Annotated in this window: 17 protein-coding genes; 3 read left to right on the top strand and 14 right to left on the bottom strand. The window is 58.8% G+C overall.

The features are described 5' to 3' along the window. Nucleotides 1-40: 40 nt before the first annotated feature. The 5 genes from WKS99_RS02490 to WKS99_RS02470 all read right to left on the bottom strand — a co-directional run bounded on the left by WKS99_RS02490 (nucleotide 41) and on the right by WKS99_RS02470 (nucleotide 7,945). A complete protein-coding gene (locus WKS99_RS02490) occupies nucleotides 41-2,974 on the bottom strand; it encodes an acyl-CoA dehydratase activase-related protein (protein WP_240286945.1) in 2,934 nt (977 codons plus the stop codon). Between the two features lie 253 nt (nucleotides 2,975-3,227). Next, nucleotides 3,228-4,400, bottom strand: coding sequence for a hypothetical protein (locus tag WKS99_RS02485; protein ID WP_340405275.1), 1,173 nt, complete (start codon nucleotides 4,398-4,400; stop codon nucleotides 3,228-3,230). A 6-nt stretch (nucleotides 4,401-4,406) separates the two neighbouring features. Next, a complete protein-coding gene (locus WKS99_RS02480; protein WP_340405274.1) occupies nucleotides 4,407-6,803 on the bottom strand; it encodes a M56 family metallopeptidase in 2,397 nt (798 codons plus the stop codon). Beyond that, nucleotides 6,800-7,180, bottom strand: coding sequence for a BlaI/MecI/CopY family transcriptional regulator (locus WKS99_RS02475; protein ID WP_147570851.1), 381 nt, complete (start codon nucleotides 7,178-7,180; stop codon nucleotides 6,800-6,802). Before WKS99_RS02475 ends, WKS99_RS02480 begins: the two co-directional genes overlap by 4 nt. Nucleotides 7,181-7,285: 105 nt before the next feature. Next, nucleotides 7,286-7,945 carry a Crp/Fnr family transcriptional regulator gene (locus tag WKS99_RS02470; protein ID WP_262669334.1) on the bottom strand — a complete coding sequence of 220 codons (660 nt, stop codon included), beginning with the start codon at nucleotides 7,943-7,945 and terminating at the stop codon, nucleotides 7,286-7,288. A 93-nt stretch (nucleotides 7,946-8,038) separates the two neighbouring features. Between WKS99_RS02470 and WKS99_RS02465 the strand changes: the two genes are divergently transcribed. The 3 genes from WKS99_RS02465 to WKS99_RS02455 all read left to right on the top strand — a co-directional run bounded on the left by WKS99_RS02465 (nucleotide 8,039) and on the right by WKS99_RS02455 (nucleotide 10,048). Continuing rightward, a complete protein-coding gene (locus WKS99_RS02465) occupies nucleotides 8,039-8,734 on the top strand; it encodes an ATP-binding protein (RefSeq protein WP_340405273.1) in 696 nt (231 codons plus the stop codon). A 236-nt stretch (nucleotides 8,735-8,970) separates the two neighbouring features. Next, nucleotides 8,971-9,471, top strand: a complete 501-nt coding sequence (locus tag WKS99_RS02460; RefSeq protein ID WP_147570848.1) for an SLOG family protein — start codon at nucleotides 8,971-8,973, stop codon at nucleotides 9,469-9,471. A gap of 10 nt (nucleotides 9,472-9,481) precedes the next feature. Then, entirely contained in the window at nucleotides 9,482-10,048 is a 567-nt protein-coding gene (locus tag WKS99_RS02455) for an epoxyqueuosine reductase QueH (protein WP_240286953.1), read from the top strand. 92 nt (nucleotides 10,049-10,140) lie between these two features. On the opposite strand, the gene gltS is transcribed toward WKS99_RS02455, so the two are convergent. The 9 genes from gltS to WKS99_RS02410 form a co-directional block, all read right to left on the bottom strand. After that, nucleotides 10,141-11,385, bottom strand: a complete 1,245-nt coding sequence (gltS, locus tag WKS99_RS02450; RefSeq protein WP_186852808.1) for a sodium/glutamate symporter — start codon at nucleotides 11,383-11,385, stop codon at nucleotides 10,141-10,143. Nucleotides 11,386-11,509: 124 nt separating this feature from the next. Continuing rightward, nucleotides 11,510-11,866 (bottom strand): 50S ribosomal protein L20, encoded by a 357-nt coding sequence (rplT, locus tag WKS99_RS02445; protein WP_147561805.1) that lies wholly within the window; start codon nucleotides 11,864-11,866, stop codon nucleotides 11,510-11,512. 21 nt (nucleotides 11,867-11,887) lie between these two features. Beyond that, complete coding sequence (rpmI, locus tag WKS99_RS02440) at nucleotides 11,888-12,097, bottom strand: 50S ribosomal protein L35 (RefSeq protein WP_050625289.1); 210 nt, start codon at nucleotides 12,095-12,097, stop codon at nucleotides 11,888-11,890. A gap of 18 nt (nucleotides 12,098-12,115) precedes the next feature. Then, nucleotides 12,116-12,703, bottom strand: coding sequence for a translation initiation factor IF-3 (infC, locus tag WKS99_RS02435; protein ID WP_262669332.1), 588 nt, complete (start codon nucleotides 12,701-12,703; stop codon nucleotides 12,116-12,118). 455 nt (nucleotides 12,704-13,158) lie between these two features. Further along, the gene (tsaD, locus tag WKS99_RS02430) at nucleotides 13,159-14,169 is read right to left on the bottom strand and encodes a tRNA (adenosine(37)-N6)-threonylcarbamoyltransferase complex transferase subunit TsaD (RefSeq protein ID WP_340405272.1); all 1,011 of its coding nucleotides are present in this window, start codon (nucleotides 14,167-14,169) and stop codon (nucleotides 13,159-13,161) included. 131 nt (nucleotides 14,170-14,300) lie between these two features. Further along, on the bottom strand, nucleotides 14,301-14,909 hold the full coding sequence (locus WKS99_RS02425; protein WP_240286955.1) for a GNAT family N-acetyltransferase: 609 nt from the start codon (nucleotides 14,907-14,909) through the stop codon (nucleotides 14,301-14,303). After that, entirely contained in the window at nucleotides 14,896-15,351 is a 456-nt protein-coding gene (gene rimI, locus WKS99_RS02420; protein ID WP_147570844.1) for a ribosomal protein S18-alanine N-acetyltransferase, read from the bottom strand. Before rimI ends, WKS99_RS02425 begins: the two co-directional genes overlap by 14 nt. Before the next feature lie 44 nt (nucleotides 15,352-15,395). Then, nucleotides 15,396-15,857, bottom strand: coding sequence for a hypothetical protein (locus tag WKS99_RS02415; RefSeq protein WP_147570843.1), 462 nt, complete (start codon nucleotides 15,855-15,857; stop codon nucleotides 15,396-15,398). 130 nt (nucleotides 15,858-15,987) lie between these two features. Beyond that, entirely contained in the window at nucleotides 15,988-16,671 is a 684-nt protein-coding gene (locus WKS99_RS02410; RefSeq protein WP_340405271.1) for a CPBP family intramembrane glutamic endopeptidase, read from the bottom strand. Between the last annotated feature and the right edge of the window lie 241 nt (nucleotides 16,672-16,912).

The following is a 16,912-nucleotide window of genomic DNA, read 5'->3' as shown; positions in this document are numbered from 1 at the left end:
CAACGAACACAATATCTCCAAGCTTTACACCTAGAAATACTCAACTCTGTTTTCTGGCTTCAATGGCGGCCATCAGGCTCCGAATGCGGATCTTGACGGCGCCCAGGTTGCTGATGTCGTCGATCTTCAACTGGGTGTACAGCTTGCCGCCGTCCTCCAGGATGGAGCGCATCTCGTCGCCGGTGATAGCGTCGATGCCGCAGCCAAAGGATACCAGCTGGATGAGCTCCATATCCGGCTGGGTGCACACATACCGGGCGGCGTTATACATCCTGGCGTGATAGGTCCACTGGTTGAGAACATGGCGGGGAGCCTTATCCTCCAGATAGGCCACCGCATCCTCGGTGACCAGAACAAAGCCGTAGGAGGTGATAAGATCGTTGATACCGTGGTTGATCTCCGGGTCCATATGGTAGGGGCGGCCAGCCACCACCAGGATGGGGCGTCCCTCTGCCCGCGCCTGGGCGATATACTCCCGGCCGCGGGCCCTTAGATCCTCCTTATAGGCATCGTAGGCCGCATAGGCGGCTTTGACGGCGGCCACAGTCTCCCGCTTAGGGATTTGAAACTCGTTGAAAAACCACTCGCTGGCTTTGCGCTCGAAATCCTTGGGGCGGTGAAGGCCAAAGTAGGGGTAGAGGAACCGGGTCTTTTTCAGGTCGGGTACGTTGGCGGCCAGCAGTTCGGGGTAGTAAGCTACCACCGGGCAGTTGTAGTTGTTGTCGCTGACACCCTCGTCAAAGTTATAGGGCATACAGGGGTAGAAGATGGCGTCCACGCCCTCCTCCACCAGCGCCTCCACATGGCCGTGGAGCAGCTTGGCGGGGTAACACACGGTGTCAGAGGGGATTGTGCGTTGGCCCTTGAGATAGAGCTTGCGGCTGGACTGGGGGGAGAGGACCACCCGGAAATTGAGTCGTGTGAACAACTCGAACCAGAAGGGGAGGTTCTCATACATATTCAGGCCGAAGGGAATACCGATTCTCCCTCTGGAGCCATCTCCCTGCCCCGTCCCATGGAGGGAGCGGAGGTGGTCGTATTTGTAGCGCATCAGGTCGGGCAGATGGCTGGGCTCCTCCCCCAGAGGACGGGAGCACCGGTTGCCGGAGACGAAGCGCCGCCCCCCGTCAAAGGAGTTGACGGTGAGGGAGCAGTGATTGGTGCACAGGCCGCAGGTAGCGGGTCTGGCGGTGTGGGAGAAACGGTCCAGAGCCTCCCGGCCCAGCAGCTGGCTCTTGTCCAGGTGCAGGTCACGGGCAGCCAAAGCGGCGCCGAAGGCGCCCATGATGCCCGAAATCACAGGACGGGTCACATTCCGGCCAAGCTCCTGCTCAAAGGCCCGGAGCACCGCGTCATTGAGGAAGGTGCCTCCCTGGACCACAATGTGTTGTCCCAGATCGTCGGCGGAGGCGGCCCGGATAACCTTATATATGGCGTTTTTCACGATGGAGGTGGACAGACCGGCGGAGATATCTTCCACGCTGGCCCCGTCCTTCTGGGCCTGCTTGACGCTGGAGTTCATGAACACAGTGCACCGGGAGCCCAGATTTACCGGATGTTGGGAGAAGAGTCCCAGCTTGGAGAAATCCGCTATGTTGTAGCCCAGAGCCTTGGCAAAGGTCTCAATGAAGGAGCCACAGCCGGAGGAGCAGGCCTCGTTGAGCATGATGGAGTCCACGGCGCCGTTGCGGATCTTAAAGCACTTCATATCCTGACCGCCGATGTCGATGATGAAATCCACGGAGGGCTCAAAGTGGGCGGCGGCCTTGTAGTGGGCCATAGTCTCCACCAGACCGAGGTCGCAGGAGAAGGCGTTTTTGATCAGGTCCTCGCCATAGCCGGTGACGGCGGCGCCGCGGATCACGATACGGTCACCGCACATGGCGTAGATGGTCCGCAGCTGTTCCAGCACGATGGCCACGGGGTTACCCAGATTGGAGTGGTAATAGGTATACAGCAGGCCGCCGTCGGCGGTGATGAGGGCCAGCTTGGTGGTGGTGGAGCCAGCGTCGATGCCCAGCCAAGCCGGACCGGAGTAGGTATGGATATCCACCTCTGGGGGGCGGCTGGCGTTGTGCCGGGCACTGAATTGGTCGTACTCCTCCTGACTGGAGAACAGGGGAGGCATGGTGTCCACCAGGGTGGTGGCCTCGGCGCTGTCGGCCAGCTTTTTCAGCACCTCCTCAAAGGGGACAGGCTGATAGTCGGTAGCGCACAGAGCCGCGCCCATGGCCGCGAAACAGTCGCCGTCCTCGGGAAAGATGGCGTGCTCACCGTCTAGGGCCAAAGTCTCCACAAAACGCTGGCGCAGGCCCATGAGGAAGTGGAGAGGCCCACCCAGAAACACGATCTTGCCCTTCAGCTCCCGGCCCTGGGTAAGACCGGCCACCGTCTGGTCCACCACTGCCTGGAAAATGGAAGCGGCCACGTCCTCTTTCCGCCCGCCCTGATTCAGGATGGGCTGGATATCGCTCTTGGCAAATACGCCGCAGCGGGAGGCGATGGGGTAGATCTTCTCATGCTTTAGGGACAGAGTATCTAGCTCGTTCACCGTGACGTTCATCAGGGTGGCCATCTGATCGATGAAGGCGCCGGTACCACCGGCGCAGGAGCCGTTCATCCGCTCCTCCAGGGAGCCGCCGAAGAAAATGATCTTGGCGTCCTCCCCTCCCAGTTCGATGACCGCGTCCGTGTCGGGGATGTATGTATTCACCGCGGCGGCAGTGGCATATACCTCCTGTACGAAGTCGATGCCCGCGGCGTTGGCTACGCCCAGTCCGGCAGAGCCGGTGATGGTGACCTTGACACGCTGGCCGGACAGCATATCGGAGATGGAGTTCAATGTTTCCAGTGCCCGCTCACGGGTCTTGGAGAAGTGCCGCTCATAGGAGCGGAACAGCAGTTTATTTTGTTCATCCAGCACCACTACCTTGACGGTGGTGGAGCCGATATCGATTCCTACGCGCAGACTCATGATTTTGAAACACCTACAATAGACTGGATATCTTTCTATTTCTTCAGTATTATGATAGCGATTTTGGGGAGCAAAAACAACGGAATTAACGATTTCTTAACAGGACAGAGAGGAGGAAAGACAGGAACTTAACATCCTGTTTTTCGTGATTTTAGACATATTTAAGATAAAAATTTGTCAAGAATGTAAAAGAGTCCCGCCGGATATCCTCCGGCGGGACTCTGCAAAAGTTATTTGTGGATGAAGCGGGAAGTCATCTTTCCGGTTTTGGCTTAATTACCTGGGGATCTCCGCGCTCCAGCCTTACCCCGCCGGTACCCGAGTCTGTACACCTCCAGGTGCCGTCCTCCTGCCGTTCCAGGCAGTATTCCAGGGTGTACAGCCAATGTCCATCTGGTCCTGGATCAAGGCCGGCGCCCGACTGCCAATATATGTTGTTCGCTTCCACCGGATCCACGGCCAGAGTGATGGCGGCGCACAGTCCGCTGGCCGCCTGCTGATAGACCCGGGCCTCATACAGGGCGGCGTAGGTTACGGCCGATGGGTGGCTGGACCCAAAGGAGGAATAGTATTGGGCCAGAGCCCGTCCATAGGCCTCGGCCGCCTTCTGGGGGTCGGTCACCGAGGCGGGGACCACCGGGTCCAGCAAGTCCCGGAGGTTGCTTACCACCACGTCACGAACATAGTCCTGAGTGACCAGTTCCTCATAGCCTTGGCTGCCTACCACTAGGGGGAACTCCCATAGGATGATCTGACTGCGCTCCATATGACCGATCCCCTCCACCGTCAGCAGATGGGGCACATGGCCGTAAGGATGAAACAGACCGTCGCCGTCGGCGTAATTCCCTCCAGCCCAGCCCGCTTCCTCCAAATTCCCGGTGGTCAAGCCGTAGTCGAAGGCGTACAGCTTCACGGTCCCCTCTTTCAGCAGGTCGGGGTAAGAGGACAGCAGGCGGAATTGGGTCAGTTCTACCCCAGTGTAGGGGGCGGACAGGCCGCTGTCGGTAAAGTCCTGGTTCCACTTGGCCAGCTCATCCGCCAGGAGCCGGTCCACCGCCTCCGCCACCGGGGACAGGTCCTCCCGGACGATGCTGCCGGCGGGAGGAGTCCACCGCTGACGGATGAGCTGGTACAGCTCCGGGCTTTCAAAGAGCAGCCCGTCGATGTCCACCTGGTCCTCGACCAGACCGGCGGAGAGATACAGGGTGACGTCCTCGGGCAGCAGGATGTCCAGCGTCCACAGCCGGTGGGAGGAAAAGCTGTCAGATCCGTCCGGCCCCAGATACCGGCCTGCCATTCGGTTGAGCATCCCGGCCAGCTGGTCGGACGAGACCGGGAGGTCATAGCGGCCTCCGCTGACGGACTGGATGTCCTGTGGGGTGAGAGCGGACAGACGCTGGGTCAGGTCCTTTTGAATCAACTCCAAAGAGTCCTACTGGTGGAAGGCCAGCACCTGCTCATTCAGCGCCGCCGGGAAGGTTAGGTCCATAAACATCACACTGCCGCCTCCCCAGACCGTCAACCGATAGCCGTAGCCCCGCCCCCATTGGTCCGGGACCCAGCCGTTGTAGGTGCCGATGACCAGCAGGTCGGGGGAGACGCCTTCCTCCCCCTTCCCCTGGAGGGCGTCGGCCAGCGCCTCCGGGGTGATCCCTAAATACTGGGCGTTTTCGGTGAGAAACGCCTGATCCTGGACTAGCAGCTCCACCAGGGCGGCGATGTGCTCCGGCTTCTCCAGCCGGGTATAGGAGCTGGGTACGTTTCCAACCTGGGTAGAGCGGTTGGCGATAAACTGATATCCGCCGTCCACCGCCCGAAGGACCAACTGGCAGGCCCCGTGGTCCCCATAGTTGAGATAGAGAATGCTGTCATGGCGGGAACCGCTCTCAAAGCTTGGGACTGTATAATTGGTGTCCCCATGGAAGTGGTAGTAGGCGTCATACTCCGGCAGGTAGGTGAAATCGCCCAGCCCCACCAGATTGGTCTCCTCCAAAGTCAGGCCGGTGTGTTCCAGCAGGACGGCGTCCATCTCCTGCCGGGTGATTTTGGTGCAGCCGCAGTCCGGGTCCGCCCCGCCGTAACCCCGGTCGATGACCAGCCGCCGCTCCTCCTCGCTGATGGAGCTGGGATTGCCGGTCCCCAGATAGAACAGCTGGTACAGGTCGATGTCCGCCGGATGGTCATACCAGGAAGTCAGGAACTGGTTGCGAATGGAGAAATTGATGTAGGCATTTCCGCCGCTGCCGGTCCCGTTGTCAAAGAAGGAGCCGTCGTTGAAATAGGCCAGCTCCTCGGCGGTAAGAGGAATGGCGCCGCTCTGTGCCCCCTGGCGGTTCATCAGGTCGTAGAGCTGGACTGCCGCCTGCTGGTGCATCAGGGCGGCCACCCGGCGTCCGGAAACCTCCGTCCCGCTGAGTTCACCGTCAGTAAGCACATAGAAGTCGCCGGAGTTCCCCCGGTCGGCGGGGGCGGCCAGCAGATATCGGACCTCCGCGCCCTGCTGGTCAGTGAGAGTCAGGGTACGCAGAGAGGCCGGGGCCAGGTCCCCCACTACCTGGGGCGGATTGAGCCAGTCCGGGCACTCCTGCTTCAAGATCTCTTTGGCCTCCGCCAGCAGCTCCGGATCGGTGATGGCGGTGGGGTCAAACTGACTGGAGGTGGTGGGCTGTCCCAGGCGGATGCTCTGGGCGCTTTGCACATCACTGAGGAAGCGTCTATAATCGCCTGCCGGACCGCCGCTCTGGTTTCCGTCAGAGAAGGTGAATACTGCTACCAGAGCCAGGGCCACACAAGCCCCAAAGACAGCGGCCGCCCTGGTTTCTGGGTGCTTCACCAGCAGGGCGATGCGCTGTTGAATGGTCTTTTTGCCCCCTGTCATGGCGGTGGAGCAGGACAGCAGATCGGCCGGCCGCAGGGAACGCTGGGCCACCATGCCCACCAGGGTGCGGCCGTAGGGGATGCGCTGGTCCTCTCCCAGACGGCGTACCGCCCCCTCGTCACAGGCCAGTTCTCCGTCCCGTTTGGACAGGAGGACAGCCAGCCACACCAGAGGGTTATACCAGTGGAGGGCCAGGGCCAGACACCGCAGGGGGGCCCAGAGGTGGTCCCTGTGGGCGTAGTGGGTGAGCTCATGGGCCAGCACATGCTCCCGTGCGGCAGAGTCCGCCGCTGCCTGGGGAGTCAGGTAGACCACGGGCCGGAACAGGCCGAACAGGCAGGGAGAGGACAGGTCCTCTATCACGTAGACGGGAAGAGGACACTCAGGAATGTCCAGGGGGCGGCGGGAGCGGCGCAGCCTTGCGGCAAAGCGCAGGTTGCTCCCAATCAGGAACAGGAGCATCACCGCTGCTCCTGTCCCCCACAGGATAGACAGGATACGGGGGACAGTGGAGAAAAAGGCGTAATCGGTATAACCGTTTTCCTCCAGGACTGTGCCGCCGCTGTAATAATCAAAGCCGAGCCCTCCCAGAGCGGGGAAGCCACGGCTGGTAATGCCGGCGCTCATGACCGGGTCCTCTCCCTGCTCTTCCCAGATATGCTGAATATAACTCTCTGGCGCGTCTATGTGGTCGGTGGGAAAGGCATATACCGGGGTGTCCTCCATCTGAGGCGCAAAGTCCACTGCCCCGAAGGAGGACAGGAAGGGGAGCTGAATAGGGATCAGCAGCCGGATCAGCACCACCGCCCAGAGGGCATAGCGGTTCACAGAGGACAGCCGGTTCCGGGTGAGCCAACGGACAGTCAGCACCGCCAGAATTAGTAGGGTGGAGGTAAAGGCCCAGGGGATCAGGGTGGGCATGGCGCTGTTCAGAACGAAAATGCCGCTCATTTCGCTCCCTCCTCTGCCTGTCGAAGAATCTCATACAGCTCGTCAATCTCCTTCCGGGTCAGGGCCTTGTCCTGGGCCATGGCAGACACCATCAACCCCACGCTGCCCCGATACACCTTGTTCAAGAAGGAGCGGGTCTCCCGGCGGACGGCCTGCCGCCGTTCCACCGAGGGCCGATAGTGACGGGTCCGGCCCGTCACTTCACAGTGGACCAGCCCCTTCTCCTCCATCCGCCGCAGGGTAGTGATGGTGGTGCTCTTGGCCCAGCCCACCTTCTGGGACAGGCGCTCCACCAATTCCATCACCGTCAGAGGAGAGTGCTCCCAAAGGCAGTCCAACACATACCATTCGCTGTTGGTCAGGGTGACATCCGGCATAAAAACACCTCCTTAAGTCTACTTTGTAGACCAAACATAACACAACTGGTCTACATTGTCAACCAAAGAAAATGAATTGTAATTAAATTGTAAATCCTGTGTAGATCAGGGCATCTGGCTCACATTGAGGCGAAAGTGGCTTTTCCTGGCGGACAGCAGCCCATCCCGCCTCATTTTGCCTAGCTCATTGGACAGGGCACTCCGGTCCACGCCCAGATAATCAGCCAGCTGCTGGCGGTCAAAGGGGATAGAAAAGGAGGGGCTGTTCTGGAGCACCGCCTGGTCGGACAGATAGGAGAGCAGCCTGCCCCGGATGGTCTTGGAGGAGGTGTAGAAGATGCGCCGAGAGAGGGCCAGGTTTTTTCTGGCCGTAATGGTCAGAAGATTGCGCAAGAGAGTTCCATGGTGGGGTCCCTCGCCGGACAAGAGCAGGCCCATATCCAGGAACAGGACCTCTGTGTCCTGGACGGCCGCTACGTCCACCATCAGTGGTTCCCCTGGGACACAGGCGTAGGTCTCCGCAAAGACCTGGCCGGGGGCAACATGGTCCAAGATGGTCCGGTTTCCCCAGGCGTCGTGATTCTCAATGTTGACGCCCCCGGAGAGCACCAGACCCAGCCGCCCGGTCCGGTCGCCGGTGCGGAGGACGGCCTCCCCACGGGGATAGAAACGAGTCCCGGCTCCCAGACCGGCCAGAAGATCCGGAAGAACGTCCGGGGAGAGCCCTTGGAACAGGAGAATACCAGCCAAAAATTGATAGTCCATATCTTTCTCCTAAAATGTTGTTTTAACAACGTACTCTGTGGATCAATGGTACTATACTTAGCCCATCCAAGTCAAGGAAAGGCGGAAAATGACATGATTCGTAGAATTATTGAGATCAACCGAGAGAAGTGTAACGGCTGCGGCCTGTGTGCCCAGGCCTGTCATGAGGGGGCCATCGGCATGGTGGAGGGCAAAGCGGCCCTGCTTCGGGATGACTACTGTGACGGCCTGGGGGACTGTTTACCCACCTGTCCTACCGGGGCCATCACCTTTGTGGAACGGGAGGCGGCCCCCTATGATGAGGCGGCAGTCCAGGCCAAAAAGAGGGAGCGGGAGAATGGAGAAGGCCAGGGCTGCCCCGGCAGCCGTATCCAGACACTGGGACGGCGTCAGGAGCAGGAAGCCGCCGCGACCGGTCCAGTCTCATCCCAACTGCGCCAGTGGCCTGTCCAGATCAAGCTGGCTCCCCTTACGGCGCCCTACTTTGACGGCGCGAACCTGCTGATTGCCGCCGACTGCACCGCCTTTGCCTATGGAAGCTTCCATCAGGATTTTATCCGGGGCAAAGTGACATTGGTGGGCTGCCCCAAGTTGGACGGGGTTGATTACAGTGAAAAGCTGACAGAAATCATCCGTCAAAATAATATCAAGAGCGTGACCATTGCGCGGATGGAGGTCCCCTGCTGCGGCGGCCTACAAATTGCGGCGGAGAAGGCCCTGCGGGACAGCGGGAAGTTTATCCCCTGGCAGGTGGTGACCATCTCAGTGGATGGTAGGATATTGGAGTAAAAGGAATGGACGGCCAAAGGCCGTCCATTCTGTTCTTGAGGCCCAAGTTCACCGGGCAGCGGGATTGCGGAGATAGGGGAGAGGAAACAGGGCTCCACTAGGTACACCCGTGGCAGGATATGGATACAGAGAATCGATTGGCTGTCCACTCAATCGAACAAATTTTCCATAAACATTGACTTAGACTATGTCCTGTTATAGAATAGAAACCAGCACAAAAGAAGGGGCGCTGTGTTTTGGAACAGGCAAATACCTGCTGCTTTACCGGGCACCGGCCCGACAAACTTCCTTGGGGAACGGATGAGCGGGACCCCAGATGCACACGGCTGAAGGAGCGGTTGGGACAGGCCCTGGAGCGGGCCTATCAGAGTGGCTGCCGCCATTTTATCTGTGGAATGGCACGGGGGGCGGACCTGTATTTTGCCGAGGCTGTGTTGGCCTTGCGGGCGTGCTTTCCGCAGGTGACGCTGGAGGGGGCGCGGCCCTGTGAGAGCCAAGCGGACCGCTGGCCCCGGGAGGAGCGGCTCCGCTATCAGGCTATCCTGGACCAGTGCGACTATGAGACTCTGGTCCAGCATCACTATGACCGGGGCTGCATGGCAAGGCGGAACCGGTACATGGTGGATCGGGCCTGCCGGATTATCGCCGTCTATGACGGTGAACCCAGAGGCGGGACGGCCCAGACCTTGGCCTATGCCATGCGGCAGGGCCTGGAATTAGATATTTTGGAGATTTGAGGTGCGTGTGATGGATAATACCCTGATGCATATGTGCTGTGCCCCCTGCGCCAACCAGCCTATCGCTCAACTGCGGGAGGAGGGGCTGTCGGTCACCGGCTTCTGGTTTAACCCCAACATTCACCCCTATACGGAATATCAGGCCCGGAAGCGCACCTTAGAGGACTACGCAAGGGAGATCGGCATGAAATTGGTCATCGGCGGCACCTATGATCTGCGGCCGTTCGTCACCGCTGTGGCTGGAAATATTGACGGGCGCTGTCCCTACTGCTACCGGGTCCGAATGGAGGAGACAGCCCGATACGCCGCGGAGCATGGCTATGACAGCTTTACCACCTCGCTGCTCATTTCCCCCTATCAGAACCATGATGCCATCGCCGCCATTGCCCGTGAGATGGGGCAGAAGTACGGGGTGGACTTCCTGTACCGGGATTTCAGGCCACTGTTTCAGGCGGGTCAGGCCTTTGCCCGGGAGCACGGCTTCTATATGCAGAAATATTGCGGCTGCATCTTCAGTGAGGAGGACCGCTATATGGCGGCCAAGCGGAAGAAAAAGGAGTCGTCTAGAGGACTGTGAGCCTCTGTATAAATAGTGAAGAAGGGGACAAAGACCTGATAAGATCGTAAAAAAGCGCCCTGCTCCTCAGGGGAGCAGGGCGCGGGCTTTTATCAGCCGAAGATCAACGGCAGTACATTCAGAAACAGGGTAATAATAATTCCGTTGCAGAAATCAATGAACAGCGAGCCGACCAGCGGTACGATAAAGAAAGCCTGGGGAGCAGGGCCGTAATTTTTGGTGATGGCCTGCATATTGGCCATGGCGTTGGGCGTGGCGCCCATACCAAATCCGCAGAAGGCGGAGGTCATGACTGCCGCCTCATAGTCCCGGCCCATGAGCCGGAACACCACGAACCGGGCGAAGAGAAACATGAGTATTACCTGGGCGGCCAGTAGAATGACCATGTCCGTAGCCAGTTCGGCCAGTTCCCAGAGCTTTAGGGACATAAGGGCGATGGCCAGAAAGATAGAGAGGGACACGTTACCCCAGGTATCGATGGCCTTGGCGGGGAGAATAATGCGCTTGACATCACAGAAATTGCGGATGACAGCGGCGATGACCATGGAGCCGATATAGGTGGGGAAGGTGAACTTGATGACCGTGCCGGCAATGGTGATCTGCACGCTATTGAAGGCCATGGTCAGCAGAGTGCCCAGGCCAGATGCGACGATGAGCAGGATGGCGGCGTTGGTAAAGGCCGTATAGTCCATGCGCTCCGCCCGCTCCTTCTCTTCAGGAGTCTCGTCAGCGGCTTCAATGACGGACTCGGTGGTCTCGTTGGAGCGCAGACCATATTTGTTGATAAGGCTGCGGGCGGTAGGGCCGCCCATCAGGGAGCCGGCGACAAGACCAAAGGTGGCGGCGGCCATAGCCAGCACCTCAGCGCCGGCCAGACCCATCTTTTCCAGTTCGGGGCCGTAGGAGCCCGCGGTACCGTGGCCCCCTACCATGGGGATGGAGCCGGTGCACAGGCCGAGACGGGGATCCCAGCCAAGCAGGACGGACAGCACAGAGCTGGCCAAATTTTGCAGGATAACCATTAAGATAGCGACAAACAGGAAGGTAAATACCTTTTTACCCCCCTTTTTCAACAGCCGGAAGCAGGCGGTATAGCCTACGCTGGTAAAGAACAGGGTCATAAAGAAGTTTTTGATGTTCTCATCAAAGGATAGGGCCAGTACACCGCTCATATAGAGTCCCAGATGAACGAGGGCGAAGATCAGGCCCCCCACCACAGGGGCGGGGATACAGCATTTTCTCAGGAACTCGACGCGCTCGGTGAGAAATCGGCCCAGTACGAACAGGAGCATGGCAATGCCTGCAGTCTGGTAGATATCTAAGGTGAATGTGGGCATAGGTGTCCTCCTTTTTGATTGGGTCGGCTGTGGAAAGGGAGAAAATCAGCCGCCGGGAATAATCAGATGTGCCAGAAAAAAGCTCCGGTGCTGAAATCCAGTACCGGAGCGCAATTTCACAGAATTAGGCCAGAGCCTTCTTGGCGGTTTCCGTCAGTTGGACGAAAGCTGCCTTATCGTTGACTGCCAGCTCGGCCAGCATCTTGCGGTTGATGACGATGCCGGACTTCTTCAGGCCGTTCATGAAGGTGGAGTAGTTCATGCCGTTCAGCTTGCAGGCGGCATTGATCCGGGTGATCCAAAGCTGACGGAAGTCGCGCTTCTTCAGCTTGCGGCCGGTATAGGCGTACACACCGGACTTCATGACAGCCTGGTTGGCCATCTTATAATGCTTGGACTTGGAACCCCAGTAGCCCTTGGCCAGCTTGAGGATCTTATTTCTTCTCTTGCGCGTCATCATCGCGCCTTTCACTCTTGCCATTGTTCGTTACCTCCCTCTGTCTTACTTGTACAGGATCATGCGCTTGATCGCGGCCTCATTGGTCTTGTCGGCATAGGTGGTGCCGCGCAGAGCCCGCTTCAGCTTGGTGGTCTTGCCGTGGCCGTTGAGCAGGTGACGCTTCTTGGTCATGGCGCGCTTGACCTTGCCGGTCTTGGTGAGAGAGAAGCGCTTTTTGGCGCCGCTGTGAGTCTTGATCTTGATCTTCGGCATAACAGAAAACTCCTTTACTTACTTTTTGGCGTCTTTGGCAGGCTTGGGGGATAGGAAGATGGACATATGACGTCCCTCCAGCTTGGGGCTCTTATCCATAACAGCCAGCTCGCCGCACTCCTCCGCGAACTTGAGCAGCAGATCCTGACCGATATTGGTATGAGCCATCTCACGGCCGCGGAAGCGGACTGTGACCTTGCAGCGGTTGCCCTCAGATAAAAACTTTTGGGCGTTCCTCAGCTTAACGTTGAAGTCATTGAGATCAATACTGGGGGACATCCGAATCTCTTTGATCTCCACCACGCGCTGATTCTTGCGGGCTTCCTTCTCGCGCTTGGTCTGTTCGAACCGATATTTGCCGTAGTCCATGATTTTGCACACAGGGGGAACGGCGTTGGGGGAGATCTTAACCAGATCCAGGTTCTGTTCTTCCGCTAGGCGAAGCGCCTCCTGGGAAGACATGATGCCCAACTGTTCGCCGGCCTGGTCGATCAGTCGAACTTCCTTGTCGCGGATCTCGTCATTGGTTTGATGACCTGTGTTAGCGATGGGAAAGCACCTCCAGACAAAATAAAATACGGATAGCCGATATGGCCCCCGTATCATAGCAAAACACCACTGGACATCCAGTGCTGATCTTCCATGTTGACCCTTTGGCGCTGGCCTGGGGTGAGGACGGGGAACCGTACCTACTTTATTGTACCGCAATATTCTACCACCACGTCCAGCTAATGTCAATAGGAGGAACGAAAAATTTTGTATGGCCGCCGCCAGAGACCTGTGTACAGGTATAAAAGATTTACATAATCGGAATTGTAAAAAGTAAGTACAAAAAGTTATTCACACTTTCCACATGGTTTTCCACAAAAGGGGCAGCTCAAAGCGCCATGATTCGGGCGGCTGTGGATTTCTTACGATTAGAAATAGGGAAAAAATGTAAAGAACCCAAAAATTATGGGTGACATAACGCAAAATTGAGAGGGGAGGTATCCAGACTGTAATACTACAGACGGAGCACAGGGAGAGCCGCCCACTGTTCCGCCAGGCGGGAAACAGTGGGCTTATCCCAGAGAGATATCCCGGGTGGCGTAAGCATTTAGCTCCCAACCGGCTGTGTGGCCAGCCTGCCACTCATAGTACCCCTGACAGCCGACCATAGCGGCGTTGTCGCCGCAGTAGCGCAGTTCGGGGAGGTAGAGCTGACCCCCGCTCTGGGCACAGGCGGCCTGGAGATCGGCCCGGATGCGGCTGTTGGCCGCCACGCCGCCGGCCACCGCCACCTTGCCATAGCCCTTTGCCTTGGCTGCGGCCATAGCACGGGGGACCAGGGACTGGCTCACCGCCCGGCCAAAGCTGGCGGCGAAAGAGGGCAGGTCCAGGGGTTCCCCTTTCTGCTGGGCGTTGTGGATCAGATTCAGGCTGGCTGTTTTGAGGCCGGAGAAAGACATATCCAGCTCGTGCCCGGTCACATGGGCCAGGGGGAGCTCATACCGCAGGTCATCGCCCCCCTGGGCCAGCCGGTCCATGGGAGCGCCGCCAGGATAGCCGATGCCGAGCACCCGCGCCACCTTGTCAAAACACTCGCCGGCGGCATCGTCCCGGGTGGAACCCATGATCTCCATCTCTGTATAGGACCGCACATCCACGATGGCTGTGGTGCCGCCGGATACACACAGGCAGACGAAGGGGGGCTCCAGGTCCGGGTGGGTGATATAATTGGCCGCGATGTGGCCCCGGACATGGTGGACCGGGATGAGGGGCAGGTCCAGAGCCATGGCTGCCCCTTTGGCGAAGTTGACCCCTACCAGCACAGCGCCGATGAGGCCGGGGGCATAGGTGACCGCTACGGCGTCTAGATCGGCGCGGGAGAGCTCGGCGTCAGCCAGAGCTTTGTCGGCTAGACCGGATATGGCCTCGATATGCTTGCGGGAGGCCAGCTCCGGTACCACGCCGCCATAGATGGTATGCATCTCAATTTGGGAGGACACGCAGCTAGACAGCACCGTCCGACCGTCCTTGACAACGGCGGCGGCGGTGTCGTCACAGGAGGATTCAATGGCAAGAATATTCATCGTATCAATACCTACTTTCTGATCGAGGGAACCAGCGGACACCGCTGCGAAGGAAGTGCGCGCTGGCGGCTGAGGGAGACGCAGGGCTTGCCAGGAATAGAGATGACCATGCAGACGGGGAGGGGCGCCCCTCACTCCTCCACCCAGTCTCCCATGGAGTTGGGCTGCTGCCCAGGGAGCAGGGGGATCTGGATGAAACGGTCGTATACCTGTTTGGGCATATGTCCACTGTAAATTTTCTGGTGGACGGCCAGCAGCTCACCCGGAGTGACGTCCTCACGGCCTCGGATCAGGGTCTGGTAGTGGACACCAAAGAGGGCGCAGTCATAGCCGCCGTATCGGAACCCGTTGCGCAGATAGAAGCCGAGCCGGCGCCGGCGCAGCTCCTCCCCCTCGGGACTGCCGCCCTCTGGTGCCTCCGCCTCGCCGAAGATGCCTCGGTAATCCTTGTAGTAGCCGGCCAACAGGTCCAGCATAATGGTCCCCAGCCCCTGACTGCGCCTGCCTTCGATGGTTCCCAGATAGTCCAGCAGGGCAAAGGGAATGCCGGGCTCCAACCACAGCAGGGCATAGCCCGCCAGTTCATCTCCATCATACAGGCCAAGGGCCTGATACTTCTTCTCAGCCATCAGGTTCAGCATGGCCTTTAGGGGCTTCAGCTCCTGGGGCGGGAAAGCGGCTTTCAGCTCGCTCTCATACAGGGCGGACAACTGCTCCGCGGTCAATTCAATCAGCTTCATGTTCAAACTCCCGTGTCATAATTAAGGCGTCCTCCCGCGGATTTTGGTAGTATCCCGGCCGCAGGCCAGCCTGGTGGAAGCCATACTTTTCATATAGGCCGATGGCGGCAGTGTTGGATACCCGTACCTCCAGAGTGAGGAAGGCCAGATTGGCGGCGCCGAAGCGGCAGTACACATCCAGCAGGGCGGAGGCCACTCCATGCCGCCGGGCGTCGGGGTGGACGGCGATATTGTCGATGTAGCCCTCGTCCAACACCACATGTAAGCCAGCGTAGCCCAGAATATTGCCTTCCCCGTCGTCGGCCACGATAAAGCTGGCCTGGGGGTCGAAAAGGGCGTCAGAGAGCATGGTCTCGCTCCAGGGCGTGGAGAAACATTCCCGCTCCAGGGCGGCGATTTGGTCTATGTGGCTTCGGTCCATGGGGACAATCTCGTAGTACATTGTATTGACTCCTTATGTGATAGGGTAAAGGTTGGGTCTGCCGGTTATTTGTTCGGCCCGCGCAGTTTCCGAACGCCCCAGAGGGATAGGAGAATCCCAGTTCCGAAGGGGAACAGGAGGAGAAGGGCCGCCTGAGGCGGGGGACAGGAGGGATAGAATTTGGCGAGCCATTCCAGCTCTATGTACCCGTAGAGGACGCAGACGCACATGGCAGTGAACAGCAGGGCGGTGAGGCTCTCCAGGAAGAAGGCTCCGTAACGGGGTGTTTTCCGCACCGCCGCCAGAACCAAAACCAGCAGAGTGACAGCCAGCATCTGCATGGAGAGAAGGACCATAAGGGGAGGCCGCCATTCAAAGTAGCAGAACTTCCCCCAGCATAGCGCCAGGGCAGAGAGCGTACTCATGGGGATGACCAGGGGGAGCCAGGCGGGGCGGAAGAAAAATACAAGGGTAAGCATCAGCAGGGGGAAGAGGAGAAAAACAGTTAAGACAGTCCAGAATGTCATAAGGGAGCCTCCTTGCAAAGCGGATTTACAGTTCAGACGCGGTGGGAACCGCATAGACCCACTTGTTGTTTCATCAGCCAGATGGGATACCAAGGCCAGTAGACAGAGGGCGCAGGACACTCTCCTTTCGTCAAATGATCCCCCACAGGTGAAGGGCGATGGTGTTGATGGCCAGGTTGGCCCCTATGTGGACCAGCCAGCCGGGCCATATGGTCTGGCTTTTTGCGTCCAGAGCGTTGAACAGAAGCCCGGCGCAGGCCAGCCCAGAGGTAAGCAGGACCAGCAGGGCCGGGTGGAACCAGCCGTCCATGATGGACACATGGTACAGGGCAAAAGCTATGGCGGAAAAGGTCCAGGCCAGCTTTTTGTAACCGGATCGGTACAGGGCAAGAAAGGCAAAGCCCCGGAAAAAGAGCTCCTCCAGCAGGGAGTTACCAAAGGTGATATAGAGGGCCGCCAGTGGAAAAGTAGCGGCGGTGAAGCCCTCCTTGGCTTGTAAATTGCCGGAGATGGCGGACAAATCCAGCCAGGGAGAGAGCAGCGTGTACCCGCCCAGCAGCAGGAGGAATACTCCGCCCCCCAGCAGCAGGGGCAGCCTCATCGCCCCCTGTTCGGGCCGGCCGAAGGACCGGAGGATCGTCCGGTCGCCGGAGGCCAGCACATAGGCGGCGGCGCAGCCCAGAAAGACCAGCGCCTTAGCCGACGACTTTACCGGGTAGACGGGGGACAGCACCCACTCCACCCAAAGCATAGCTAGACAGCCCAGAACGGTCAACAAGGTCGCCAGAACTGGGCGGCGGTCGGTCTCACTCATCCTGACACCCCCAGCAGCGCCCACTTGACAAGTCGAGCAGTGGTATAGACGGTACGATCCATGGAGGATACCTCCCTGCTATTCTGTTGTCAGTGTATCAGATTCCTGCCGATCTGACAACAAAACCAGGACAGTCGGTCACTTTCGAGGGATAGGTGGCGGAGATGCGGGGGGAGGAATGCCCATTGGACGTTCCTAACCAAGCAGGTTCAAGGTGAAGTATTCCGAAAGGACAAGAGGA

The sequence above is a fragment of the Flintibacter sp. HCN-6482 genome, from assembly GCF_037892565.1.
In the GTDB taxonomy this organism is placed as follows: Bacteria; Bacillota; Clostridia; order Oscillospirales; family Oscillospiraceae; genus Lawsonibacter; species Lawsonibacter aceti.
This window is presented reverse-complemented; position numbering and strand designations above follow the sequence as displayed.

Excerpts from the sequence above, each read along its gene's own strand:
- WKS99_RS02490 (WP_240286945.1), bottom strand. The coding sequence starts at position 2,974 with ATGAGTCTGCGCGTAGGAATCGATATCGGCTCCACCACCGTCAAGGTA.
- WKS99_RS02480 (WP_340405274.1), bottom strand. The coding sequence starts at position 6,803 with ATGAGCGGCATTTTCGTTCTGAACAGCGCCATGCCCACCCTGATCCCC.
- WKS99_RS02475 (WP_147570851.1), bottom strand. The coding sequence starts at position 7,180 with ATGCCGGATGTCACCCTGACCAACAGCGAATGGTATGTGTTGGACTGC.
- WKS99_RS02470 (WP_262669334.1), bottom strand. The coding sequence starts at position 7,945 with ATGGACTATCAATTTTTGGCTGGTATTCTCCTGTTCCAAGGGCTCTCC.
- WKS99_RS02465 (WP_340405273.1), top strand. The coding sequence starts at position 8,039 with ATGATTCGTAGAATTATTGAGATCAACCGAGAGAAGTGTAACGGCTGC.
- WKS99_RS02455 (WP_240286953.1), top strand. The coding sequence starts at position 9,482 with ATGGATAATACCCTGATGCATATGTGCTGTGCCCCCTGCGCCAACCAG.
- gltS (WP_186852808.1), bottom strand. The coding sequence starts at position 11,385 with ATGCCCACATTCACCTTAGATATCTACCAGACTGCAGGCATTGCCATG.
- rplT (WP_147561805.1), bottom strand. The coding sequence starts at position 11,866 with ATGGCAAGAGTGAAAGGCGCGATGATGACGCGCAAGAGAAGAAATAAG.
- rpmI (WP_050625289.1), bottom strand. The coding sequence starts at position 12,097 with ATGCCGAAGATCAAGATCAAGACTCACAGCGGCGCCAAAAAGCGCTTC.
- infC (WP_262669332.1), bottom strand. The coding sequence starts at position 12,703 with ATGATACGGGGGCCATATCGGCTATCCGTATTTTATTTTGTCTGGAGG.
- tsaD (WP_340405272.1), bottom strand. The coding sequence starts at position 14,169 with ATGAATATTCTTGCCATTGAATCCTCCTGTGACGACACCGCCGCCGCC.
- WKS99_RS02425 (WP_240286955.1), bottom strand. The coding sequence starts at position 14,909 with ATGAAGCTGATTGAATTGACCGCGGAGCAGTTGTCCGCCCTGTATGAG.
- rimI (WP_147570844.1), bottom strand. The coding sequence starts at position 15,351 with ATGTACTACGAGATTGTCCCCATGGACCGAAGCCACATAGACCAAATC.
- WKS99_RS02415 (WP_147570843.1), bottom strand. The coding sequence starts at position 15,857 with ATGACATTCTGGACTGTCTTAACTGTTTTTCTCCTCTTCCCCCTGCTG.
- WKS99_RS02410 (WP_340405271.1), bottom strand. The coding sequence starts at position 16,671 with ATGAGTGAGACCGACCGCCGCCCAGTTCTGGCGACCTTGTTGACCGTT.